The organism is Pseudomonas sp. 3HC3 (genome assembly GCF_044904505.1).
Taxonomy (GTDB): Bacteria; Pseudomonadota; Gammaproteobacteria; order Pseudomonadales; family Pseudomonadaceae; genus Aquipseudomonas; species Aquipseudomonas putida_Y.
Genome location: NZ_JADDRH010000027.1, coordinates 15,081 through 32,182 on the forward strand (window position 1 = coordinate 15,081; position 17,102 = coordinate 32,182).

Genomic DNA, 17,102 nt, shown 5'->3' on the forward strand with positions numbered 1-17,102 from the left:
CGGTGCTGCCCGTGATGGCACCTAAGGTATTCAGATAAGCATGGCCCTACTGCAGATTGCCGAACCCGGTCAAAGCCCTCAGCCGCACCAGCGCCGCCTGGCGGTTGGGATCGACCTGGGCACCACCAACTCAATGGTTGCTGCTTTGCGCAGCGGCCGTAGCGAGCCCCTGCCCGATGCGCAGGGTAACGTCATTCTGCCGTCCGCGGTGCGCTACCTCGAAGGGCGCATCGAAGTGGGGCAGGCCGCGCGTGATGCTGCCTCCAGCGACCCGTTTAACACCGTGCTGTCGGTCAAGCGCCTGATGGGGCGCGGCCTGGCCGACGTCAAGCAGCTGGGCGAGCAACTGCCATACCGTTTTGTGGGTGGTGAATCGCACATGCCGTTCATCGACACTGTGCAGGGGCCGAAAAGCCCTGTGGAAGTGTCTGCCGACATCCTGAAGGTGTTGCGCGAGCGTGCCGAAGCCACCTTGGGTGGCGAGTTGGTGGGCGCGGTGATCACCGTGCCGGCCTATTTCGATGACGCCCAGCGTCAGGCTACCAAAGACGCTGCGCGTCTGGCCGGCCTGAACGTGCTGCGCCTGCTCAACGAACCGACTGCGGCCGCCGTAGCCTACGGCCTGGACCAGAACGCCGAAGGCGTGGTGGCCATCTATGATCTGGGCGGCGGCACTTTCGATATTTCAATTCTGCGGCTGACCGCTGGTGTATTCGAAGTACTGGCCACCGGCGGTGATACCGCTCTGGGTGGTGATGACTTCGACCATGCTATTGCTGGCTGGATCATCGAGCAGGCTGGCCTGTCGTCCGATCTGGACCCGGCTACCCAGCGCGCGCTGCTGCAAACCGCCTGCGCCGCCAAGGAAGCCCTGACCGATGCTGACGTGGTCAACGTCAGCCACGGTGCCTGGCACGGTGAGCTGACCCGTAGCGCCTTCGAAGCCATGATCGAACCACTGGTTGCCCGCAGCCTGAAGGCTTGCCGCCGCGCCGTGCGCGACAGTGGTGTTGAGCTGGAAGAAGTCAGCGCCGTGGTCATGGTCGGTGGTTCGACCCGCGTGCCGCGTGTGCGTGAGGCCGTGGGTGCGCTGTTCGGGCGTACCCCGCTGACCTCGATCGACCCAGACCAGGTGGTGGCCATCGGTGCCGCCATCCAGGCCGACACCCTGGCCGGCAACCGCCGCGAAGGTGGCGAGCTGCTGCTGCTCGATGTCATCCCGCTGTCGCTTGGTCTTGAGACCATGGGCGGGCTGATGGAGAAGGTGATCCCGCGTAACACCACCATTCCAGTGGCCCGCGCTCAGGAGTTCACCACGTACAAAGATGGCCAGTCGGCCATGATGATCCACGTGCTGCAGGGCGAGCGCGAGCTGATCAGCGACTGCCGTTCGCTGGCCCGCTTCGAGCTGCGCGGCATTCCTGCCATGGTTGCCGGTGCTGCGAAAATCCGCGTCACCTTCCAGGTGGATGCCGATGGCCTGCTCAGCGTCGCTGCCCGCGAGCTGGGTTCGGGCGTGGAAGCCAGCATTCAGGTCAAGCCGTCCTACGGTCTGACCGACGGCGAAATCGCCCGCATGCTCAAAGACTCCTTCGAACACGCCGGTTCCGACAAGCACGCCCGCCAGCTGCGAGAGCATCAGGTAGATGGCGAGCGGCTGCTCGAAGCGGTACAGGGCGCCCTGGACGCCGACGGCGAGCGCCTGCTCAGCAGTGACGAGCGCGACGCCATCGAATTCCAGATGCAAGAACTACGTGATTTGCTGGCCGGCACCGATGGCGCAGCCATCGAGCAACAGACCAAGCGTCTGTCGCAAGTGACCGATGCATTTGCCGCCCGTCGCCTTGATTCGACGGTCAAAGCCGCACTGGCCGGGCGCAACCTGAATGAGATCGAGGAGTAATCGATGCCGCTGGTGACATTCCTGCCGCATGAGAAGTTCTGCCCCGAGGGGCTGACCGTGGAGGTCAAGCCCGGGACCAACATCCTGGAGCTGGCCCACGACCATCACATCGAGATGGAAAGTGCCTGCGGCGGCGTCAAGGCCTGTACTACTTGCCACTGCATCGTGCGCAAGGGCTTCGATTCGCTCGAAGAGGCTGACGAACTGGAAGAGGACATGCTGGACAAAGCCTGGGGCCTGGAGGCGCAGTCGCGCCTTGGCTGTCAGGTGGTCGTCGCTGACGAAGACCTGACCATCGAGATCCCCAAGTATTCGCTCAACCACGCTGCCGAAGCACCGCACTGAGGGCCTGTACATGAGTCTGAAATGGGTTGATGTACTTGAGATCGCAATCCAGCTTGCAGAAAGCAAGCCTGAGGTCGATCCTCGTTATGTGAATTTCGTGGACCTGCACCGCTGGGTGCTGGCATTGCCCGAGTTCAGCGACGATCCGTCACGCGGCGGTGAGAAAGTGCTCGAGGCAATCCAGGCCGCCTGGATCGACGAAGCCGACTAAGCGTCACTTGCAGGTTAGGCAATCCCCCGGAACCCGCGTATAATTCGCGGGTTTAATTTTTCGTAACACTCATATTCTGGAGTTTTCCATGGCTGTTCAACGTACTTTCTCCATCATCAAGCCTGACGCTGTTGCCAAAAACGTCATCGGCAAGATCACCACTCGCTTCGAAGAAGCCGGCCTGAAAATCGTTGCCTCGAAAATGAAGCAACTGTCCAAAGCCGAAGCCGAAGGCTTCTACGCTGAGCACAGCGAGCGCGGCTTCTTCGGTGACCTGGTTGCCTTCATGACTTCCGGTCCGGTCGTTGTCCAGGTTCTGGAAGGCGAGAACGCCATCGCCAAGAACCGTGAGCTGATGGGCGCTACCAACCCTAAAGAAGCTGCTGCCGGCACCATCCGTGCTGACTTCGCCGAGTCGATCGACGCCAACGCCGTTCACGGTTCGGACTCCGAAGCTGCTGCTGCTCGCGAAATCGCTTACTTCTTCGCTGCTACCGAGGTAACCACTCGCTAAGCGAAAGCTTACGGGTGAGGGTGAATCCATGACGACATCTACTGGCAAAATCAACCTGTTGGGTCTGACCCAGCCGGAAATGGAACAATTCTTCGACTCTATCGGGGAGAAGCGCTTCCGTGCCGGCCAGGTGATGAAATGGATTCACCATTTTGGCGTGTCCGACTTTGCGGCCATGACCAACGTAGGCAAGGTCTTGCGCGAAAAGCTCGAGGCCGTTGCCGAGATTCGCCCGCCGGAAGTGGTCAGTGAAGACATTTCCGCCGACGGCACCCGCAAATGGGTGATCCGCGTTGCCTCCGGCAGCTGCGTCGAGACCGTCTATATTCCAACCGACGACCGTGGCACCCTGTGCGTATCGTCGCAAGCCGGCTGTGCCCTGGACTGCAGCTTCTGCTCCACCGGCAAGCAAGGCTTCAACAGCAACCTCACTGCCGCCGAAGTGATCGGCCAGGTGTGGCTTGCCAACAAATCCTTCGGGACCGTTCCTGCCAAAGTCGACCGCGCGATTACCAACGTGGTCATGATGGGCATGGGCGAGCCTTTGCTGAATTTCGACAACGTCATTGCCGCCATGAAAATCATGATGGATGACCTTGGCTATGGCATTTCCAAGCGTCGTGTCACCTTGTCCACCTCGGGCGTGGTGCCGATGATCGACGAACTGGCCAAGCACATCGACGTGTCGCTGGCCCTGTCGCTGCACGCGCCGAACGACGAACTGCGCAACAAGCTGGTGCCGATCAACAAGAAGTACCCGCTGAAGATGCTGCTGGAATCGTGCATGGGCTACATGTCCACCTTGGGCGGCAAGCGCGTGCTCACCATCGAGTACACCCTGCTCAAGGACGTCAACGACCAACCCGAGCATGCCGCGCAGATGATCGAACTGTTGCGCGATGTACCCTGCAAGATCAACCTGATCCCGTTCAACCCGTTCCCGCATTCGGGTTACGAGCGACCGAGCAACAACGCCATTCGTCGCTTCCAGGATCTGCTGCACCACGGTGGCTTCAACGTCACCACCCGTACCACGCGCGGCGACGATATCGATGCTGCATGTGGCCAGCTGGTCGGTCAGGTCAATGACCGTACCCGCCGTAGTGAGCGCTACATTGCTGTTCGCCAGCTTTCTGCGGACGTCGAGCTGCCAGACAGCGCCGCCAGCCACTGACAGGGACCTTGCCCATGAGCCTGCGCGCCGCGTCGATCCTTGCGCTTTCGCTGCTGGCCGGCTGCGTGTCAGGCGGCGCGAGCGACCCCTTGGCCAGCCGCCAGGGCAGGGTGGAGGCGGGGCGGGCTTATGTACAGCTTGGCTTGGGTTATTTGCAACAAGGATTGACCGAACAGGCCAAGGCGCCGCTGGGCAAGGCCCTGGCACTGGATGACCAGGATGTCGACGCGCACGCGGCACTGGCGGTAGTGTTTCAAGCCGAAGGTGAGCCGGCGCTGGCCGAAGCACACTTTCGCAAGGCCTTGCTGATAAGTCGCGGTGACACGCGAATTCGCAACAATTACGGCAGTTTCCTTTATGCTCAGGGGCGATTTGCCGAGGCCAAGCAGATGTTTCGCCTGGCCAGTGCCGATACCCTGTATCCTGAGCGCTCACGCGTGTATGAAAATCTGGGCCTGACCGCCCTGAAGCTCGAACGACGCGATCAGGCGCACGCGTATCTGTTGAAAGCGTTACAACTCAACCAGCACCAACCAAAAGCGTTGCTGGAAATGGCTGAGTTGTCCTACGAAAACAGGCATTATGTGCCGGCCCGGGACTACTACGATCGTTTCAGCCAGTTGAGCGACCACGACGCCCGTAGCCTGCTGCTGGGCAGCCGCCTTGCCAGGGTGTTCGACGAGCAGGGCGCACTGGCCGAATTGGGCCAGCAATTACAACGACTTTATCCCGGTACGCCGGAATACCAGCAATACCTGTCGGAGCAACGATGAACGCCGCGCATCCCGAAGTAGCAGTAGCGCCTGGCCAGAACCCCGGTGAGCTTTTGCGCCTGGCCCGTGAGAAACGGGACTGGTCTCAAGCCGAGGTGGCCCGCAAGCTCAACCTCACTGTCAGTTCGTTGAACCACGTGGAAACCGGCGCCTTCGACAAGCTGCCCGGGCATACTTTCGCTCGTGGCTACATTCGCGCCTACGCCAAGCTGATGGACCTCGACCAGGCCGCCCTGGTAGATGCCTTCGACCGCTACACCGGTACCCACGCCAAAGGCAGCGACGTGCATTCGCTGGGCCGTATCGAAGAGCCTGTGCGGCTGTCGCACAACATCCTGCGCGGCGTCAGCCTGTTGTTGCTGGTGGCTGTTGTCGGTGGTGGCTTTTTCTGGTGGCAGGACCAGGGCAGCCTGCGGGGCAAGGAGCTGGCCAAGATTGCCCTGGAGCACGTTGAGGTCGAAAGCGCCGACGGCACTACACAGATTCACCCGCTCGATGAGCCTGAAGACCAGGCCGTTTCCGTTGGCCAGCAAGCTGAAAGTGCACCGCTGGCGCTGGAGCAAGGCGCTGCCGAGCAGCCTGCTGCCGCTGAACAGGCGCCGGTAAGCTCGGAACCAGCCATTGCCGCAGCGCCTGCTCCGGCACAGCAAGCGCCTGCGCAACCCGCACCTGCTGCTTCGCCTGCTCCGGTTACGCCCCCGGTACAGGCCGCTGCTGCACCGGCACCGTCCGCCGCTGAGCCTGCCGCGGTGCCGGCTGGCAGTGCCAAGGTCGCCATCCAGTTCACCGCCGATTGCTGGACCCAGGTCAGCGACGGCAACGGCAAGGTGCTGTTCAGCGCCATCAAGCGCAAGGGGGACAACCTCGAGCTGACCGGCAAGCCGCCATTCGCGGTACGCCTGGGCTTTGCCCGGGGCGCTCAGGTCAGCTACAACGGCCAGGCCGTCGATGTTGCTCCGTTCACCAGTGGCGAGACTGCTCGCCTGAAGTTGGGACAGTAAGTCATGCACGGCGAATCTCCGATCAAACGTCGCGAATCCCGCAAAATCTGGGTTGGCAATGTGCCGGTGGGCGGTGATGCGCCCATCGCGGTGCAGAGCATGACCAACACCGACACCAACGATGTCGCTGCTACCGTGGCGCAAATCCAGCGTCTGGTCGATGCTGGCGTGGATATCGTGCGGGTCTCGGTACCGGACATGGACGCCGCCGAAGCTTTTGGCAAGATCAAGCAACTGGTCAGCGTGCCGCTGGTCGCCGACATCCATTTCGACTACAAGATCGCCCTGCGCGTTGCCGAGCTGGGCGTTGATTGCCTGCGTATCAACCCGGGCAACATCGGCCGTGAAGACCGTGTGCGCGCCGTGGTCGATGCCGCTCGCGACCGCGGCATTCCGATTCGTATCGGGGTCAACGCCGGTTCGCTGGAAAAAGACCTGCAGAAGAAGTACGGCGAACCGACCCCGGCCGCGCTGGTCGAGTCGGCGCTGCGCCACGTCGAACATCTCGACCGCCTGGATTTCCAGGACTTCAAGGTCAGCGTCAAGGCCTCGGACGTGTTCATGGCTGTCGAAGCCTACCGTCTGCTGGCCAAGCAGATCGTACAACCGCTGCACCTGGGCATCACTGAAGCCGGTGGCCTGCGTTCGGGGACGGTGAAGTCCGCCGTCGGCCTCGGTATGCTGCTGGCCGAAGGTATTGGCGATACCATCCGTATCTCGCTGGCGGCCGACCCGGTCGAAGAAGTGAAAGTCGGCTACGACATCCTCAAGTCGCTGCATCTGCGCTCGCGTGGCATCAACTTCATTGCCTGCCCGAGCTGCTCGCGGCAGAACTTCGATGTGGTCAAGACCATGAACGAGCTGGAAGGGCGTCTGGAAGACCTGCTGGTGCCGCTGGATGTGGCGGTGATCGGTTGCGTGGTCAACGGCCCGGGTGAAGCCAAGGAAGCCCATGTAGGGTTGACCGGCGGCACGCCGAACCTGATCTACATCGACGGCAAGCCTGCGCAGAAACTGACCAATGACAACCTGGTCGATGAGCTGGAAAAGCTCATCCGCCAGAAAGCGGCCGAAAAGGCCGAAGCCGACGCGGCGCTGATCGTCCGTGGCTGACACACCGAATTTGTAAGGACTTTTCGTGAGCAAATCGCTGCAAGCCATCCGTGGCATGAACGACATCCTGCCAGAACAGTCGCCGCTGTGGCGCTACTTCGAAGGCACCGTGGCCGGCCTGCTGGACACCTACGGGTACAGCCAGATCCGCACGCCGATCGTCGAGTTCACCGAGCTGTTCAAACGCTCGATCGGTGAAGTGACCGACATCGTCGAAAAAGAGATGTACACCTTCGAGGACCGCAACGGCGACTCGCTGACCCTGCGCCCTGAAGGCACCGCTGCCTGCGTGCGAGCGGTGCTCGAGCACGGCATCACCGGCAACGGTCAGGTGCAGAAGCTGTGGTACATCGGCCAGATGTTCCGCCACGAGCGCCCGCAGAAGGGCCGTTACCGCCAGTTCCACCAGATTGGCGTGGAAGTGTTCAACCTGGACGGCCCGGACATCGATGCCGAGCTGATCATGTTGACTTGGCGCCTGTGGGGCCAGTTGGGCATCCAGGACGCGGTCAAGCTCGAGCTCAACAGCCTGGGCACCAGTGAAGCTCGCGCACGCTACCGAGATGCGCTGGTCGAGTTCCTTTCAGCGCGTCTGGAGCAGTTGGACGAAGACAGCCAGCGTCGCCTGAAGAGCAACCCGTTGCGCATTCTCGACAGCAAGGACCAGAACACCCAGGCGGTGCTGGTCGGCGCGCCGAAGCTGGAAGACTACCTGGACGAAGAATCGCGCGTGCACTTCGAGGGCCTCAAGGCCCGCCTGGACGCCGCCGGTATTCCGTTCGTGATCAACACCAAGCTGGTACGTGGCCTGGACTATTACAGCAAGACCGTGTTCGAGTGGGTAACCGACAAGCTCGGCGCCCAGGGCACCGTGTGCGCGGGTGGCCGTTACGACGGCTTGGTCGAACAGATGGGTGGTAAGCCGACCACTGGCGTTGGTTTCGCCATGGGCATCGAGCGCCTGATCCTGCTGTTGGAAACCCTGGGTAAGGTGCCTGAGTCCATCAGCCGCCAGATCGACGTGTACCTGTGCGCCTTTGGCGAGCAGGCGGAACTGGCCGGCCTGCGCCTGTCCGAAGGCCTGCGCGACCGCTTGCCGGGCCTGCGCCTGGCCGTCAACGCCGGTGGTGGCAGCTTCAAGAGCCAGTTCAAGAAAGCCGACAAGAGCGGTGCACTGTTCGCCCTGATCCTCGGCGACGACGAGCTGGCCAAGCAAGAAATCGGCTTGAAACCCCTGCGCGGCCAGGGCGAACAACAGAACATTGCCTGGGATGCTCTTGCAGAGCACCTGGAAACCGCGATCGCGCAGGCGTAACGCGGTTCAACAAGCGAATAGGCGAAAAGGAGTATTGGGGTGTCGAGTACCGATGATGATGACCTGGCAGGGATCAAGGACTGGTGGAGCCGCAACGGCAAGCCGCTGCTGACCGGGGCATTGCTGGCTGGCGTGGTGGTGTTGGGCTGGAATACCTGGCACAAGTACCAGAACAACCAGTCGCAAGGTGCCTCGCAGTTGTATCAGGCGTTGATTGAAACCAGCCTGACACCGACCGGTCAGCCGGACACCACCAAGGTCGCGGAGCTGGCCGGCAAGCTCAAAAGCGAGTTTGGCGGCACCGCTTACGCCCAGTACGGCAGCCTGTTCGTGGCCAAGGTCGCGGTCGACAGCGGCAAACTCGATGACGCCGCAGCCGAGCTGAAAAGCGTGCTGGACAATCCGGCCGACGTCACTCTGGGCGAGATTTCGCGTCAGCGTCTGGCGCGTGTACTGGCAGCCCAGAACAAGGCCGAGGATGCCCTGAAGCTGCTCGACGGCGACGCCGACAAGGCCTTTCTGGCCAGCCGTGAAGAGTTGAAAGGTGACCTGCTGGTTCAGCTGGGTCGCGCCGACGACGCACACAGCGCTTACGAAAAAGCCAAGGCCGCGCTGTCCGATGACGCAGCGGTCGGTGGCTTGCAATTGAAGCTGGATGACCTGGCTAAAGGGGACGCGTAAGTGATCGGTTGGAAACATGCAGCAGTGCTGACCCTGGCCGTATTGGCCGCAGGTTGCAGCAGCAACAGCAAGAAGGAACTGCCCCCGGCCGAGCTGACCAAGTTCACCGAGGAAGTGGTGCTGAAGAAGCAGTGGAGCCGTTCGATCGGTGACGGCCAGGGTGAAACCTACAACACCCTGGTCCCGGCCATCGAGAACGACCGCATCTACGCTTCCGACGTCAACGGCGAAGTCTATGCCCTCGATCGCATCACCGGTGACGTGGTGTGGAAGAAGGACCTGGAGCTGAAGGTTTCCGGCGCAGTGGGCGTGGGCTACGGCCTGGTCATGCTCGGTACCCTCAAGGGTGAAGTCATTGCCCTGGACTCCAGCACCGGTGAAGAGCGTTGGCGCTCGCGCGTGACCAGCGAAGTGCTGGCCCCGCCTGCCAACAACGGTGACGTGGTGGTGGTGCAGACCCAGGACGACCGCCTGATTGGCCTGGATGCCGCCACTGGCGACCGCCGTTGGATCTACGAGAACTCCCCGGCCGTGCTGACGCTGCGTGGCACCGGTGCACCGATCGCCACCAACCGCCTGGCTGTTGCCGGCCTGTCTACCGGCAAGGTTGTGGCGGTGGACATCAACAACGGTGTGCCGGTGTGGGAAAGCCGTGTGGCCATCCCGCAGGGCCGTTCCGAGCTGGACCGTGTGGTCGACATTGACGGCGGCCTGCTGCTGTCCGGTGGTATCTTGTACGTCAGCACTTACCAGGGGCGCGTTGCTGGCCTGGACCTGGAAAGCGGCCGCGAGCTGTGGCAGCGCGATGCCTCCAGCTACGTGGGTGTCGCCCAGGGCTTCGGTAACGTCTATGTGAGCGAGGCTTCTGGCTCGGTCGAGGGTATCGATGAGCGTTCTTCCAGTGCCCTGTGGACCAACGACTCGATGGCGCGTCGCCAACTGACCGCGCCTGAAGTGTTCTCCAGCTATGTAGCGGTAGGGGACTTCGAAGGTTACCTGCACTTGCTCAGCCAGGTCGATGGCCGTTTTGTTGGCCGTGAGCGCATTGACAGCGATGGTCTGCGCGCCCGCCCACTTGTGGTCGGCGACACCATCTATGTCTTCGGCAACAGCGGCAAGCTCGAGGCACTGACCATCCGCTGAAGCTATGCTTGGAGCCTTGACCGGCTTCAAGTCGCGGCGTAGGACACGCCGCCCGTACTCCGGCCGCTGCCTTGCAGCGGCCTTTGCATTTTCAAGAATTCTAGAGTGGAGAGCCGATGGTTCCCGTAATTGCCCTGGTGGGCCGCCCGAACGTCGGCAAATCCACCATGTTCAACCGCCTGACCAAGACCCGCGACGCCATCGTCGGTGACCTGTCGGGCCTGACCCGTGATCGCCAGTATGGTGATGCCAGCTGGCAGGGTCGCTCCTTCATCCTGATCGACACCGGTGGTATCACCGGTGACGAAGTGGGCATGGACGAGAAAATGGCCGAGCAATCGCTCATGGCCATCGAAGAAGCCGACTATGTGCTGTTCCTGGTTGATGCCCGTGCGGGCATGACCGCAGCAGACCAGATGATCGCCGAGCACCTGCGCAAGCGGAACAAGTCGGCGATCCTGGTTGCCAACAAGATCGATAACATCGACCCCGACGTTGCCCGCGCCGAATTCTCGCCAATGGGCATGGGTAACGCCATTCCGGTGGCGGGCTCCCAGGGCCGTGGTATCAGTGCCCTGATGGAAGCCGTGCTTGGCCACTTGCCGCGCGATGCCGAAGAGGAAGCCCTCGACCAAGACGTCGCTGAAGGTGAGGAAGCCGTGCGCATTCCTGGCCCAAGCGAGAAGGATGGCATCAAGATCGCCATTATCGGCCGCCCGAACGTTGGCAAGTCGACGCTGGTCAACCGCATGCTCGGCGAAGAGCGTGTGGTGGTCTACGACGAGCCAGGCACCACCCGTGACAGTATCTACATCCCGTTCGAGCGCGATGGCGAGAAGTACACCTTCATCGACACCGCCGGGGTGCGCAAGCGTGGCAAGATCCACGAGGAAGTCGAGAAATTCTCGGTGGTGAAGACGCTGCAGGCGATCAAGGACGCCAACGTCGTCATCTTTGTCATGGATGCCCGCGAGGGTGTGGTCGACCATGACCTGAACCTGCTGGGCTTCGCCCTTGAAGCCGGTCGCGCCATCGTCATTGCCCTGAACAAGTGGGATGGCATGGAGCCGGGTGAGCGCGCCTACGTGAAGACCGAGCTGGAGCGCCGGCTGTTCTTCGTCGACTTCGCCGACATCCACTTCATTTCCGCGCTGCATGGCACGGGCGTGGGCAACTTGTACAAATCGGTACAGGCTGCGTTCCAGTCCGCGGTCACGCGCTGGCCGACCAGCCGCCTGACGCAGATTCTCGAAGATGCCGTGAGCGAGCACCAGCCGCCGATGGTCAATGGTCGCCGCATCAAGCTGCGCTATGCCCACCTCGGCGGTGCCAACCCGCCGCTGATCGTGATCCACGGCAACCAGACCGACAGCATTCCCAAGTCGTACTCGCGTTACCTGGAAAACACCTATCGCCGGGTGCTCAAACTGGTCGGTACGCCGATCCGTATCGAGTACAAGGGCGGTGAGAACCCGTACGAGGGCAAGAAGAACACCCTTACCGATCGCCAGGTCAACAAGAAACGCCGCCTGATGTCGCACCACAAGAAGGCCGAGAAGAAGCGTCGCGACAAGCGCTAAGTCGCCCCATGTGGGGGCGGGCAAAGCCGCCCCCACAGACGCCCCTTGATCCAGAGCAATCCCCCTATTGTTTCAACCTTTTTCCTGACCGCTCGATCCGCTATGCTCGGACTCCACCCCGTGCCGGATATACCCCAGGAAAGAGGGCTCCATGATCCGCAGCAAACTGCCGAATGTCGGCACGACCATCTTCACCACCATGTCCCAGCTCGCCGTGCAGACTGGCGCGCTCAACCTGTCCCAGGGCTTTCCTGACTTCAATGGCCCGCAGGCCCTGCTTGATGGCGTGGGCCGGCACGTGGCCGCCGGGCATAACCAGTATTCGCCGATGACCGGCCTGCCGGCCTTGCGCCAGCAGGTAGCGGCCAAGGTCGAGCGGCTATATGGGGCCAGGGTGGATGCCGATCAGGAAGTGACTATCACCCCCGGCGCCACCGAGGCTATTTTCTGTGCCATCCAGGCGGTGGTACATGCCGGTGACGAAGTGATCGTCTTCGATCCCTGCTACGACAGTTACGAGCCGTCGGTGGAGCTGGCCGGTGGCCGCTGTGTTCATGTGCAGTTGAGCGACGGCACCTTCCGTATCGACTGGCAGAAATTCAGCGATGCCTTGAGCCCGCGCACGCGCATGGTCATCCTCAACTCGCCACACAACCCCAGCGGCGCGCTGATCACTCGCGAAGACCTCGACCAGTTGGCCGCACTTATTGCCGACCGCGATATCTACCTGGTCAGCGATGAAGTGTACGAGCACCTGGTCTACGACGGCGTACGCCACGCCAGCGTGCTGGCCCATGAGCAGTTGTACTCGCGTGCCTTCGTGGTCAGTTCGTTCGGCAAGACGTACCACGTTACCGGCTGGAAGACCGGGTACGTGATCGCACCGCCTGCCCTGAGCGCCGAGCTGCGCAAAGTGCACCAGTACGTCAACTTCTGTGGGGTGACGCCGCTGCAGTGTGCCTTGGCCGATTTCATGGCCGAGCACCCCGAGCATATTGATGAGTTGCCAGCCTTTTACCAGGCCAAGCGCGACGTGTTCTGCGGCTTGCTGGAAGGCTCGCGTTTCAACTTTACCCGCACGACGGGCACTTATTTCCAGCTGGTGGACTATTCGCAAATCCGCCCGGACCTGAACGACGTCGACATGTCGCTGTGGCTGACACGTGAGCACGGCGTGGCGACCATCCCGGTATCGGTGTTCTACCAGCAACCCATCCCCGAGCAACGCCTGGTGCGCCTGTGCTTTGCCAAACGAGAGGAGACGCTGCGTCAGGCAGCGGAAAGACTATGCGCGATCTGAGTACACTGCCGAACCTGAAAGTCGCCCTGGTGCAAACCACCCTGGCTTGGCACGACCGCGAGGCCAACTACGCGCACTTTGAGGTGCTGCTGGAACAGGTGGGCGAGGTGGACCTGGTGATCCTGCCGGAAATGTTCACCACCGGCTTTTCGATGCAGTCGGAAAGCCTGTGCGAGCAGGAGAACGGTCCGACCTACAAATGGTTGAAAGCCCAGGCGAAGAAGCACAATGCGGTGATTACCGGCAGTGTGATCATCCAGGCGGCCGATGGCAGCCACCGCAACCGCCTGTTGTGGGCGCGGCCGGACGGCGAGATTCTGCACTACGACAAGCGCCACCTGTTCCGCATGGCCGGTGAGCATAAATATTACACCCCAGGCGAGCGGCAGGTGCAGTTCGAGGTCAAGGGCTGGCGGATTCGCCCGCTGATCTGTTACGACCTGCGCTTCCCGGTGTGGAGCCGCGACGCCCAGGACACCGACCTGCTGCTGTACACCGCCAACTGGCCGGCCGCGCGCCGCCAGCACTGGAACCGCCTGCTACCGGCCCGGGGCATCGAGAACCTGTGCTATGTGGCGGCGGTGAACCGGGTGGGCACAGACGGTAAAGGCTTTGCTTATTCTGGTGACAGCCAGGTGCTGGATTTCCAGGGTGAGAGCCTGCTCAGTGCCGGGGAGGCGGACGGGGTGTTCACTGCAGTACTGAGCGCGTCGGAACTGGCGGCGTACCGGGCCAAGTTCCCGGCCAACCTGGATGCCGATACCTTCGAGCTGCACTGACAGCAGCGCCGGCTTCTTCGCGGGCTTGCCCGCGAAAGGGCCTGGTGGCCAATCTCCCTGGCCCTTCACCGTTGCCGCCGTCACCGTATTCGCGGGTAAACCCGCTCCTACACAGATTGGTGGTGGACACACATCTGGGGTTGGACACAGCCCGTCGTAGGAGCGGGTTCACCCGCGAAGAGGCCGGCCCTGCTGGCCAATACCACCCGCGGTTCACCGTTGCCGCCGCCACCGTATTCGCGGGTAACCCGCTCCTACACAGATTGGTGGTGGACACACATCTGGGGTTGGACACAGGCCGTCGTAGGAGCGGGTTCACCCGCGAAGAGGCCGGCCCTGCTGGCCAATATCCACCCGCCGTTCACCGTTGCCGCCGCCACCGTATTCGCGGGTAAACCCGCTCCTACACAGATCGGTGGTGGACACACATCTGGGGTTGGACACAGCCCGTCGTAGGAGCGGGTTCACCCGCGAAGAGGCCGGCCCTGCTGGCCAATACCACCCGCCGTTCACCGTTGCCGCCGCCACCGTATTCGCGGGTAAACCCGCTCCTACACAGATCGGTGGTGGACACACATCCGGGGCGCAGCTCAGGACGCTGTAGGAGCGGGTTCACCCGCGAAGAGGCCGGCGCTGGTTGAATCGATTTCCGGTCAATACACATCCCGCCGATACCGCCCATCCTCGATCAACTGCTGTACAGCTTCTTCACCCAGCATGCGATTGAGCGCCGCATCCACCCCAGCCGCCATGCCTCGCAGGCTGCCGCAGACATACACGCAAGCTCCATCGGCCACCCAGCGCTTGAAATCCTCGGCCTGCTGCAGCATCACGTCCTGCACATACACCTTCTCGGGCTGATCGCGTGAGAACGCCAGGTCCAGCCGTGCCAGGTCGCCGTTGTCCAGCCAAGCTTGCAGCTCATCGCCGCACAGCAAGTCATGCGCCCGATTACGCTCGCCGAACAACAGCCAGTTGCGCTGCTCACCGGCATTGACCCGCGCGCGCAACAGGCTGCGAAGGCCCGCCAGGCCAGTGCCGTTGCCGAGCAGGATCATCGGCGCGGCGGTCTCAGGCAGATGGAAACCACTGTTACGCCGCAGGCGCAGGCTCAGGGTGCCATTCATTGGCAGGTATTCGGTCAGCCAGCCAGAGCCCAAGCCAAGGTTGCCGTCGGGGTGGCGTTCCTGGCGCACGATCAGCTCCAGCACACCATCGCTGGCGATCGAGGCGATGGAGTATTCGCGGCTGCCGATCGGTACCAGTGCATCCACCAGTGCCTGCGGCTGCAAGCCGATCAGGTGGTCGCGACGCATCGGCAACTGGCGGCCAGCGAGTGCCTGGGCAAGGGTTTCGCTCAGGCCATTCACCTGCACCTGGCTGCTGGCGTCCAGTGCCATGCCCTTGAGGAACGCGTCGATCCGTGGCTGCCCATTCAGCGGCAGTATCTCTACCAGGTCGCCGGCTTCCCAGCTTGCAGGTTCTGCAGCCTGCAGGCCAAGCAGGTACACCGGTTGGCCTTGGCTGCCGGGGTTGAGCAGTTTGCGGCGCACCAGCGACCAGTTGGCAAAGGTTGGCGGCTGCCAGGCGGCCACCGGCTGGGCGCCGGTCAGTTGCGCCAGTTCCTGCTGCCATTGCTGCAGGGCGGCCTGGTCGGCGTTGTCCACTTCCACCGGGCTGAATGCACTGCTGGCGCCGCGCTCCCCCAGCCACGCCTGGAGGCGACGAGCGAAGCCGCAGAAGTGCGGGTACTGACGATCACCGAGGGCGAGCAGGGCATAGTTGAGGTTGTTCAGTGCCCAAGGCTGGCCGAGCACCTTGCGCTCGAAGGCGCGGGCGCTGTCGGGCGCTTCACCGTCGCCGAAGGTACTCACCACGAAGAGCGCGCGATGGGCCTGGCGCAGGTCGTTTTCACCCAGCTGGGCAAGGGCGCGCACTTGAACGGGCTGGCCGGCTGCCTGCAGCTGCCTGGCGCTCTGCCAGGCCAACTGTTCGGCAAAGCCACTCTGGCTGGCAAAGCCGATCAGCCAGCCGTCGCCATTGCCGTTGCTGTTGGCGACGTTGCCACGGGCTGCGCGCACCTGACGTTTCTTGCGGCGACGGTCGAGGTACAGCAGCCAGCCGGTGACGAAGAACAACGGCATGGTCAGGCTGGCGATGGTGACGATGATGCGTCCCGGCAAGCCGAAGTACTCGCCCACGTGCAAGGCGTAAACACTCTGCAGCAGTTGCGCCTTGAAGGACTTGTCGGTGTAGCGGTCGTGCTTTTTAACCTGGCCGGTGGCCGGGTCCAGGACCAGGGTATTGAAGGCACGTGGGTGCGCAGCGTTGTCGAGCAGGTAGAACAGGTTGGCCGGCTGGCCGCCAGCAGGCGGCAGGCGCAGGTTGTAGGTGGACAGGCCTGGGCCCGCGGCGTCCTTGAGGTTGGTCCAGATGGCGTCGTAGTCCACCACCAGCGGCGGTGCATTCCTGTCGACTCTCTGCGGCCCGTGCCGGCCACGGCCTTCACCACGTTTTTGCTGCTGGCCCGCAGCCGGCGCGTCGGCCAGCAGCTTGTTCAGGCCTTCGCGGTACCACTCATAGGACCAGAACAGGCCGGTCAGGGCGAACAGAAGGTAGAACAGCAGGCACCAGGTACCTGCCACGGCGTGCAGGTCCCAGTTGAAGGCGCGGCCTTTCTTGGCCCAGTCGAAGGTCAGCCAGGTGCGCCAGTCCAGCGCTTTGCGCGGCCAGCGCAGGTACAGGCCGGACAGGCAGAAGAACACCAGCATCAAGGTGCAGGCCCCGGTGATTTGCCGGCCAGTATCGCCCATGGCGAGGAAGCGGTGCAGCTTGAGCATGAGGTTGAAGAAGCCTTGCCCGGCCACTTCACCCTTGAGCTCGCCGGTGTACGGGTCGGCATAGCGCAGCTCGCCACGGCGTTCGCCCGGTGCCGGCATGAAGAAGATCCGTGCAGCGTTGCCTTCGCGCACGTCGACCCATAGCATCGACACCTTGTCGTGCTGCTGGGCTTCGACCCGTTTAACCAGCTCGGCCGGCGGCAGCACGCCTTCGGCGCGTACTTCTACCTTGAGTACATCGGCATTGAATGCGCGCAGCAGTTCTTCCTGGAACGAGTACAGTGCCCCGGTAATGCCCATCAAGGCCAGCACCAGGCCAGCGGTGATGCCAAAGAACCAGTGCAATTGGAACAGCGTCTTCTTCACCACGTTACTCACCTTGAGTTGCTGCCGCGACCTGCGCGGCGTGCATTATGCCTTGATACGCAAA

At 62.4% G+C, this 17,102-nt stretch carries 15 protein-coding genes; 14 read left to right on the top strand and 1 reads right to left on the bottom strand.

Going from position 1 to position 17,102, the window contains the following annotated elements; translation table 11 throughout:
* Nucleotides 1–40: 40 nt before the first annotated feature.
* From hscA to INQ47_RS24135, 14 genes are all read left to right on the top strand, one after another.
* Complete coding sequence (hscA, locus tag INQ47_RS24070; RefSeq protein WP_021781771.1) at nucleotides 41–1,903, top strand: Fe-S protein assembly chaperone HscA; 1,863 nt, start codon at nucleotides 41–43, stop codon at nucleotides 1,901–1,903.
* A 3-nt stretch (nucleotides 1,904–1,906) separates the two neighbouring features.
* Nucleotides 1,907–2,248 carry an ISC system 2Fe-2S type ferredoxin gene (gene fdx / locus INQ47_RS24075; RefSeq protein WP_252459017.1) on the top strand — a complete coding sequence of 114 codons (342 nt, stop codon included), beginning with the start codon at nucleotides 1,907–1,909 and terminating at the stop codon, nucleotides 2,246–2,248.
* 10 nt (nucleotides 2,249–2,258) lie between these two features.
* Complete coding sequence (iscX, locus tag INQ47_RS24080) at nucleotides 2,259–2,459, top strand: Fe-S cluster assembly protein IscX (RefSeq protein WP_003248529.1); 201 nt, start codon at nucleotides 2,259–2,261, stop codon at nucleotides 2,457–2,459.
* 88 nt (nucleotides 2,460–2,547) lie between these two features.
* Nucleotides 2,548–2,973 (top strand): nucleoside-diphosphate kinase, encoded by a 426-nt coding sequence (gene ndk / locus INQ47_RS24085; protein WP_003248526.1) that lies wholly within the window; start codon nucleotides 2,548–2,550, stop codon nucleotides 2,971–2,973.
* Between the two features lie 28 nt (nucleotides 2,974–3,001).
* Nucleotides 3,002–4,147 (top strand): 23S rRNA (adenine(2503)-C(2))-methyltransferase RlmN, encoded by a 1,146-nt coding sequence (gene rlmN, locus INQ47_RS24090; RefSeq protein ID WP_021781773.1) that lies wholly within the window; start codon nucleotides 3,002–3,004, stop codon nucleotides 4,145–4,147.
* Nucleotides 4,148–4,161: 14 nt separating this feature from the next.
* Nucleotides 4,162–4,920: a type IV pilus biogenesis/stability protein PilW gene (gene pilW / locus INQ47_RS24095; protein WP_176685532.1), complete on the top strand. Its 759-nt coding sequence runs from the start codon at nucleotides 4,162–4,164 to the stop codon at nucleotides 4,918–4,920.
* Complete coding sequence (locus INQ47_RS24100; RefSeq protein ID WP_404702782.1) at nucleotides 4,917–5,921, top strand: RodZ domain-containing protein; 1,005 nt, start codon at nucleotides 4,917–4,919, stop codon at nucleotides 5,919–5,921. Before pilW ends, INQ47_RS24100 begins: the two co-directional genes overlap by 4 nt.
* A gap of 3 nt (nucleotides 5,922–5,924) precedes the next feature.
* The gene (gene ispG / locus INQ47_RS24105) at nucleotides 5,925–7,034 is read left to right on the top strand and encodes a flavodoxin-dependent (E)-4-hydroxy-3-methylbut-2-enyl-diphosphate synthase (RefSeq protein WP_021781776.1); all 1,110 of its coding nucleotides are present in this window, start codon (nucleotides 5,925–5,927) and stop codon (nucleotides 7,032–7,034) included.
* Between the two features lie 25 nt (nucleotides 7,035–7,059).
* On the top strand, nucleotides 7,060–8,349 hold the full coding sequence (gene hisS / locus INQ47_RS24110; RefSeq protein ID WP_392514448.1) for a histidine--tRNA ligase: 1,290 nt from the start codon (nucleotides 7,060–7,062) through the stop codon (nucleotides 8,347–8,349).
* 39 nt (nucleotides 8,350–8,388) lie between these two features.
* A complete protein-coding gene (locus INQ47_RS24115) occupies nucleotides 8,389–9,030 on the top strand; it encodes a tetratricopeptide repeat protein (RefSeq protein ID WP_176685535.1) in 642 nt (213 codons plus the stop codon).
* Entirely contained in the window at nucleotides 9,031–10,173 is a 1,143-nt protein-coding gene (gene bamB / locus INQ47_RS24120) for an outer membrane protein assembly factor BamB (protein ID WP_021781779.1), read from the top strand.
* Nucleotides 10,174–10,289: 116 nt separating this feature from the next.
* Nucleotides 10,290–11,753, top strand: a complete 1,464-nt coding sequence (der, locus tag INQ47_RS24125) for a ribosome biogenesis GTPase Der (protein ID WP_209967917.1) — start codon at nucleotides 10,290–10,292, stop codon at nucleotides 11,751–11,753.
* Nucleotides 11,754–11,904: 151 nt separating this feature from the next.
* Nucleotides 11,905–13,053: a pyridoxal phosphate-dependent aminotransferase gene (locus tag INQ47_RS24130; RefSeq protein ID WP_404702783.1), complete on the top strand. Its 1,149-nt coding sequence runs from the start codon at nucleotides 11,905–11,907 to the stop codon at nucleotides 13,051–13,053.
* Complete coding sequence (locus INQ47_RS24135) at nucleotides 13,041–13,832, top strand: amidohydrolase (RefSeq protein WP_252459023.1); 792 nt, start codon at nucleotides 13,041–13,043, stop codon at nucleotides 13,830–13,832. The genes INQ47_RS24130 and INQ47_RS24135 overlap by 13 nt, the downstream gene beginning before the upstream one ends.
* A gap of 653 nt (nucleotides 13,833–14,485) precedes the next feature.
* Here the strand turns inward: INQ47_RS24135 and INQ47_RS24140 are convergent.
* Entirely contained in the window at nucleotides 14,486–17,041 is a 2,556-nt protein-coding gene (locus INQ47_RS24140) for a sulfite reductase flavoprotein subunit alpha (RefSeq protein ID WP_252460312.1), read from the bottom strand.
* Between the last annotated feature and the right edge of the window lie 61 nt (nucleotides 17,042–17,102).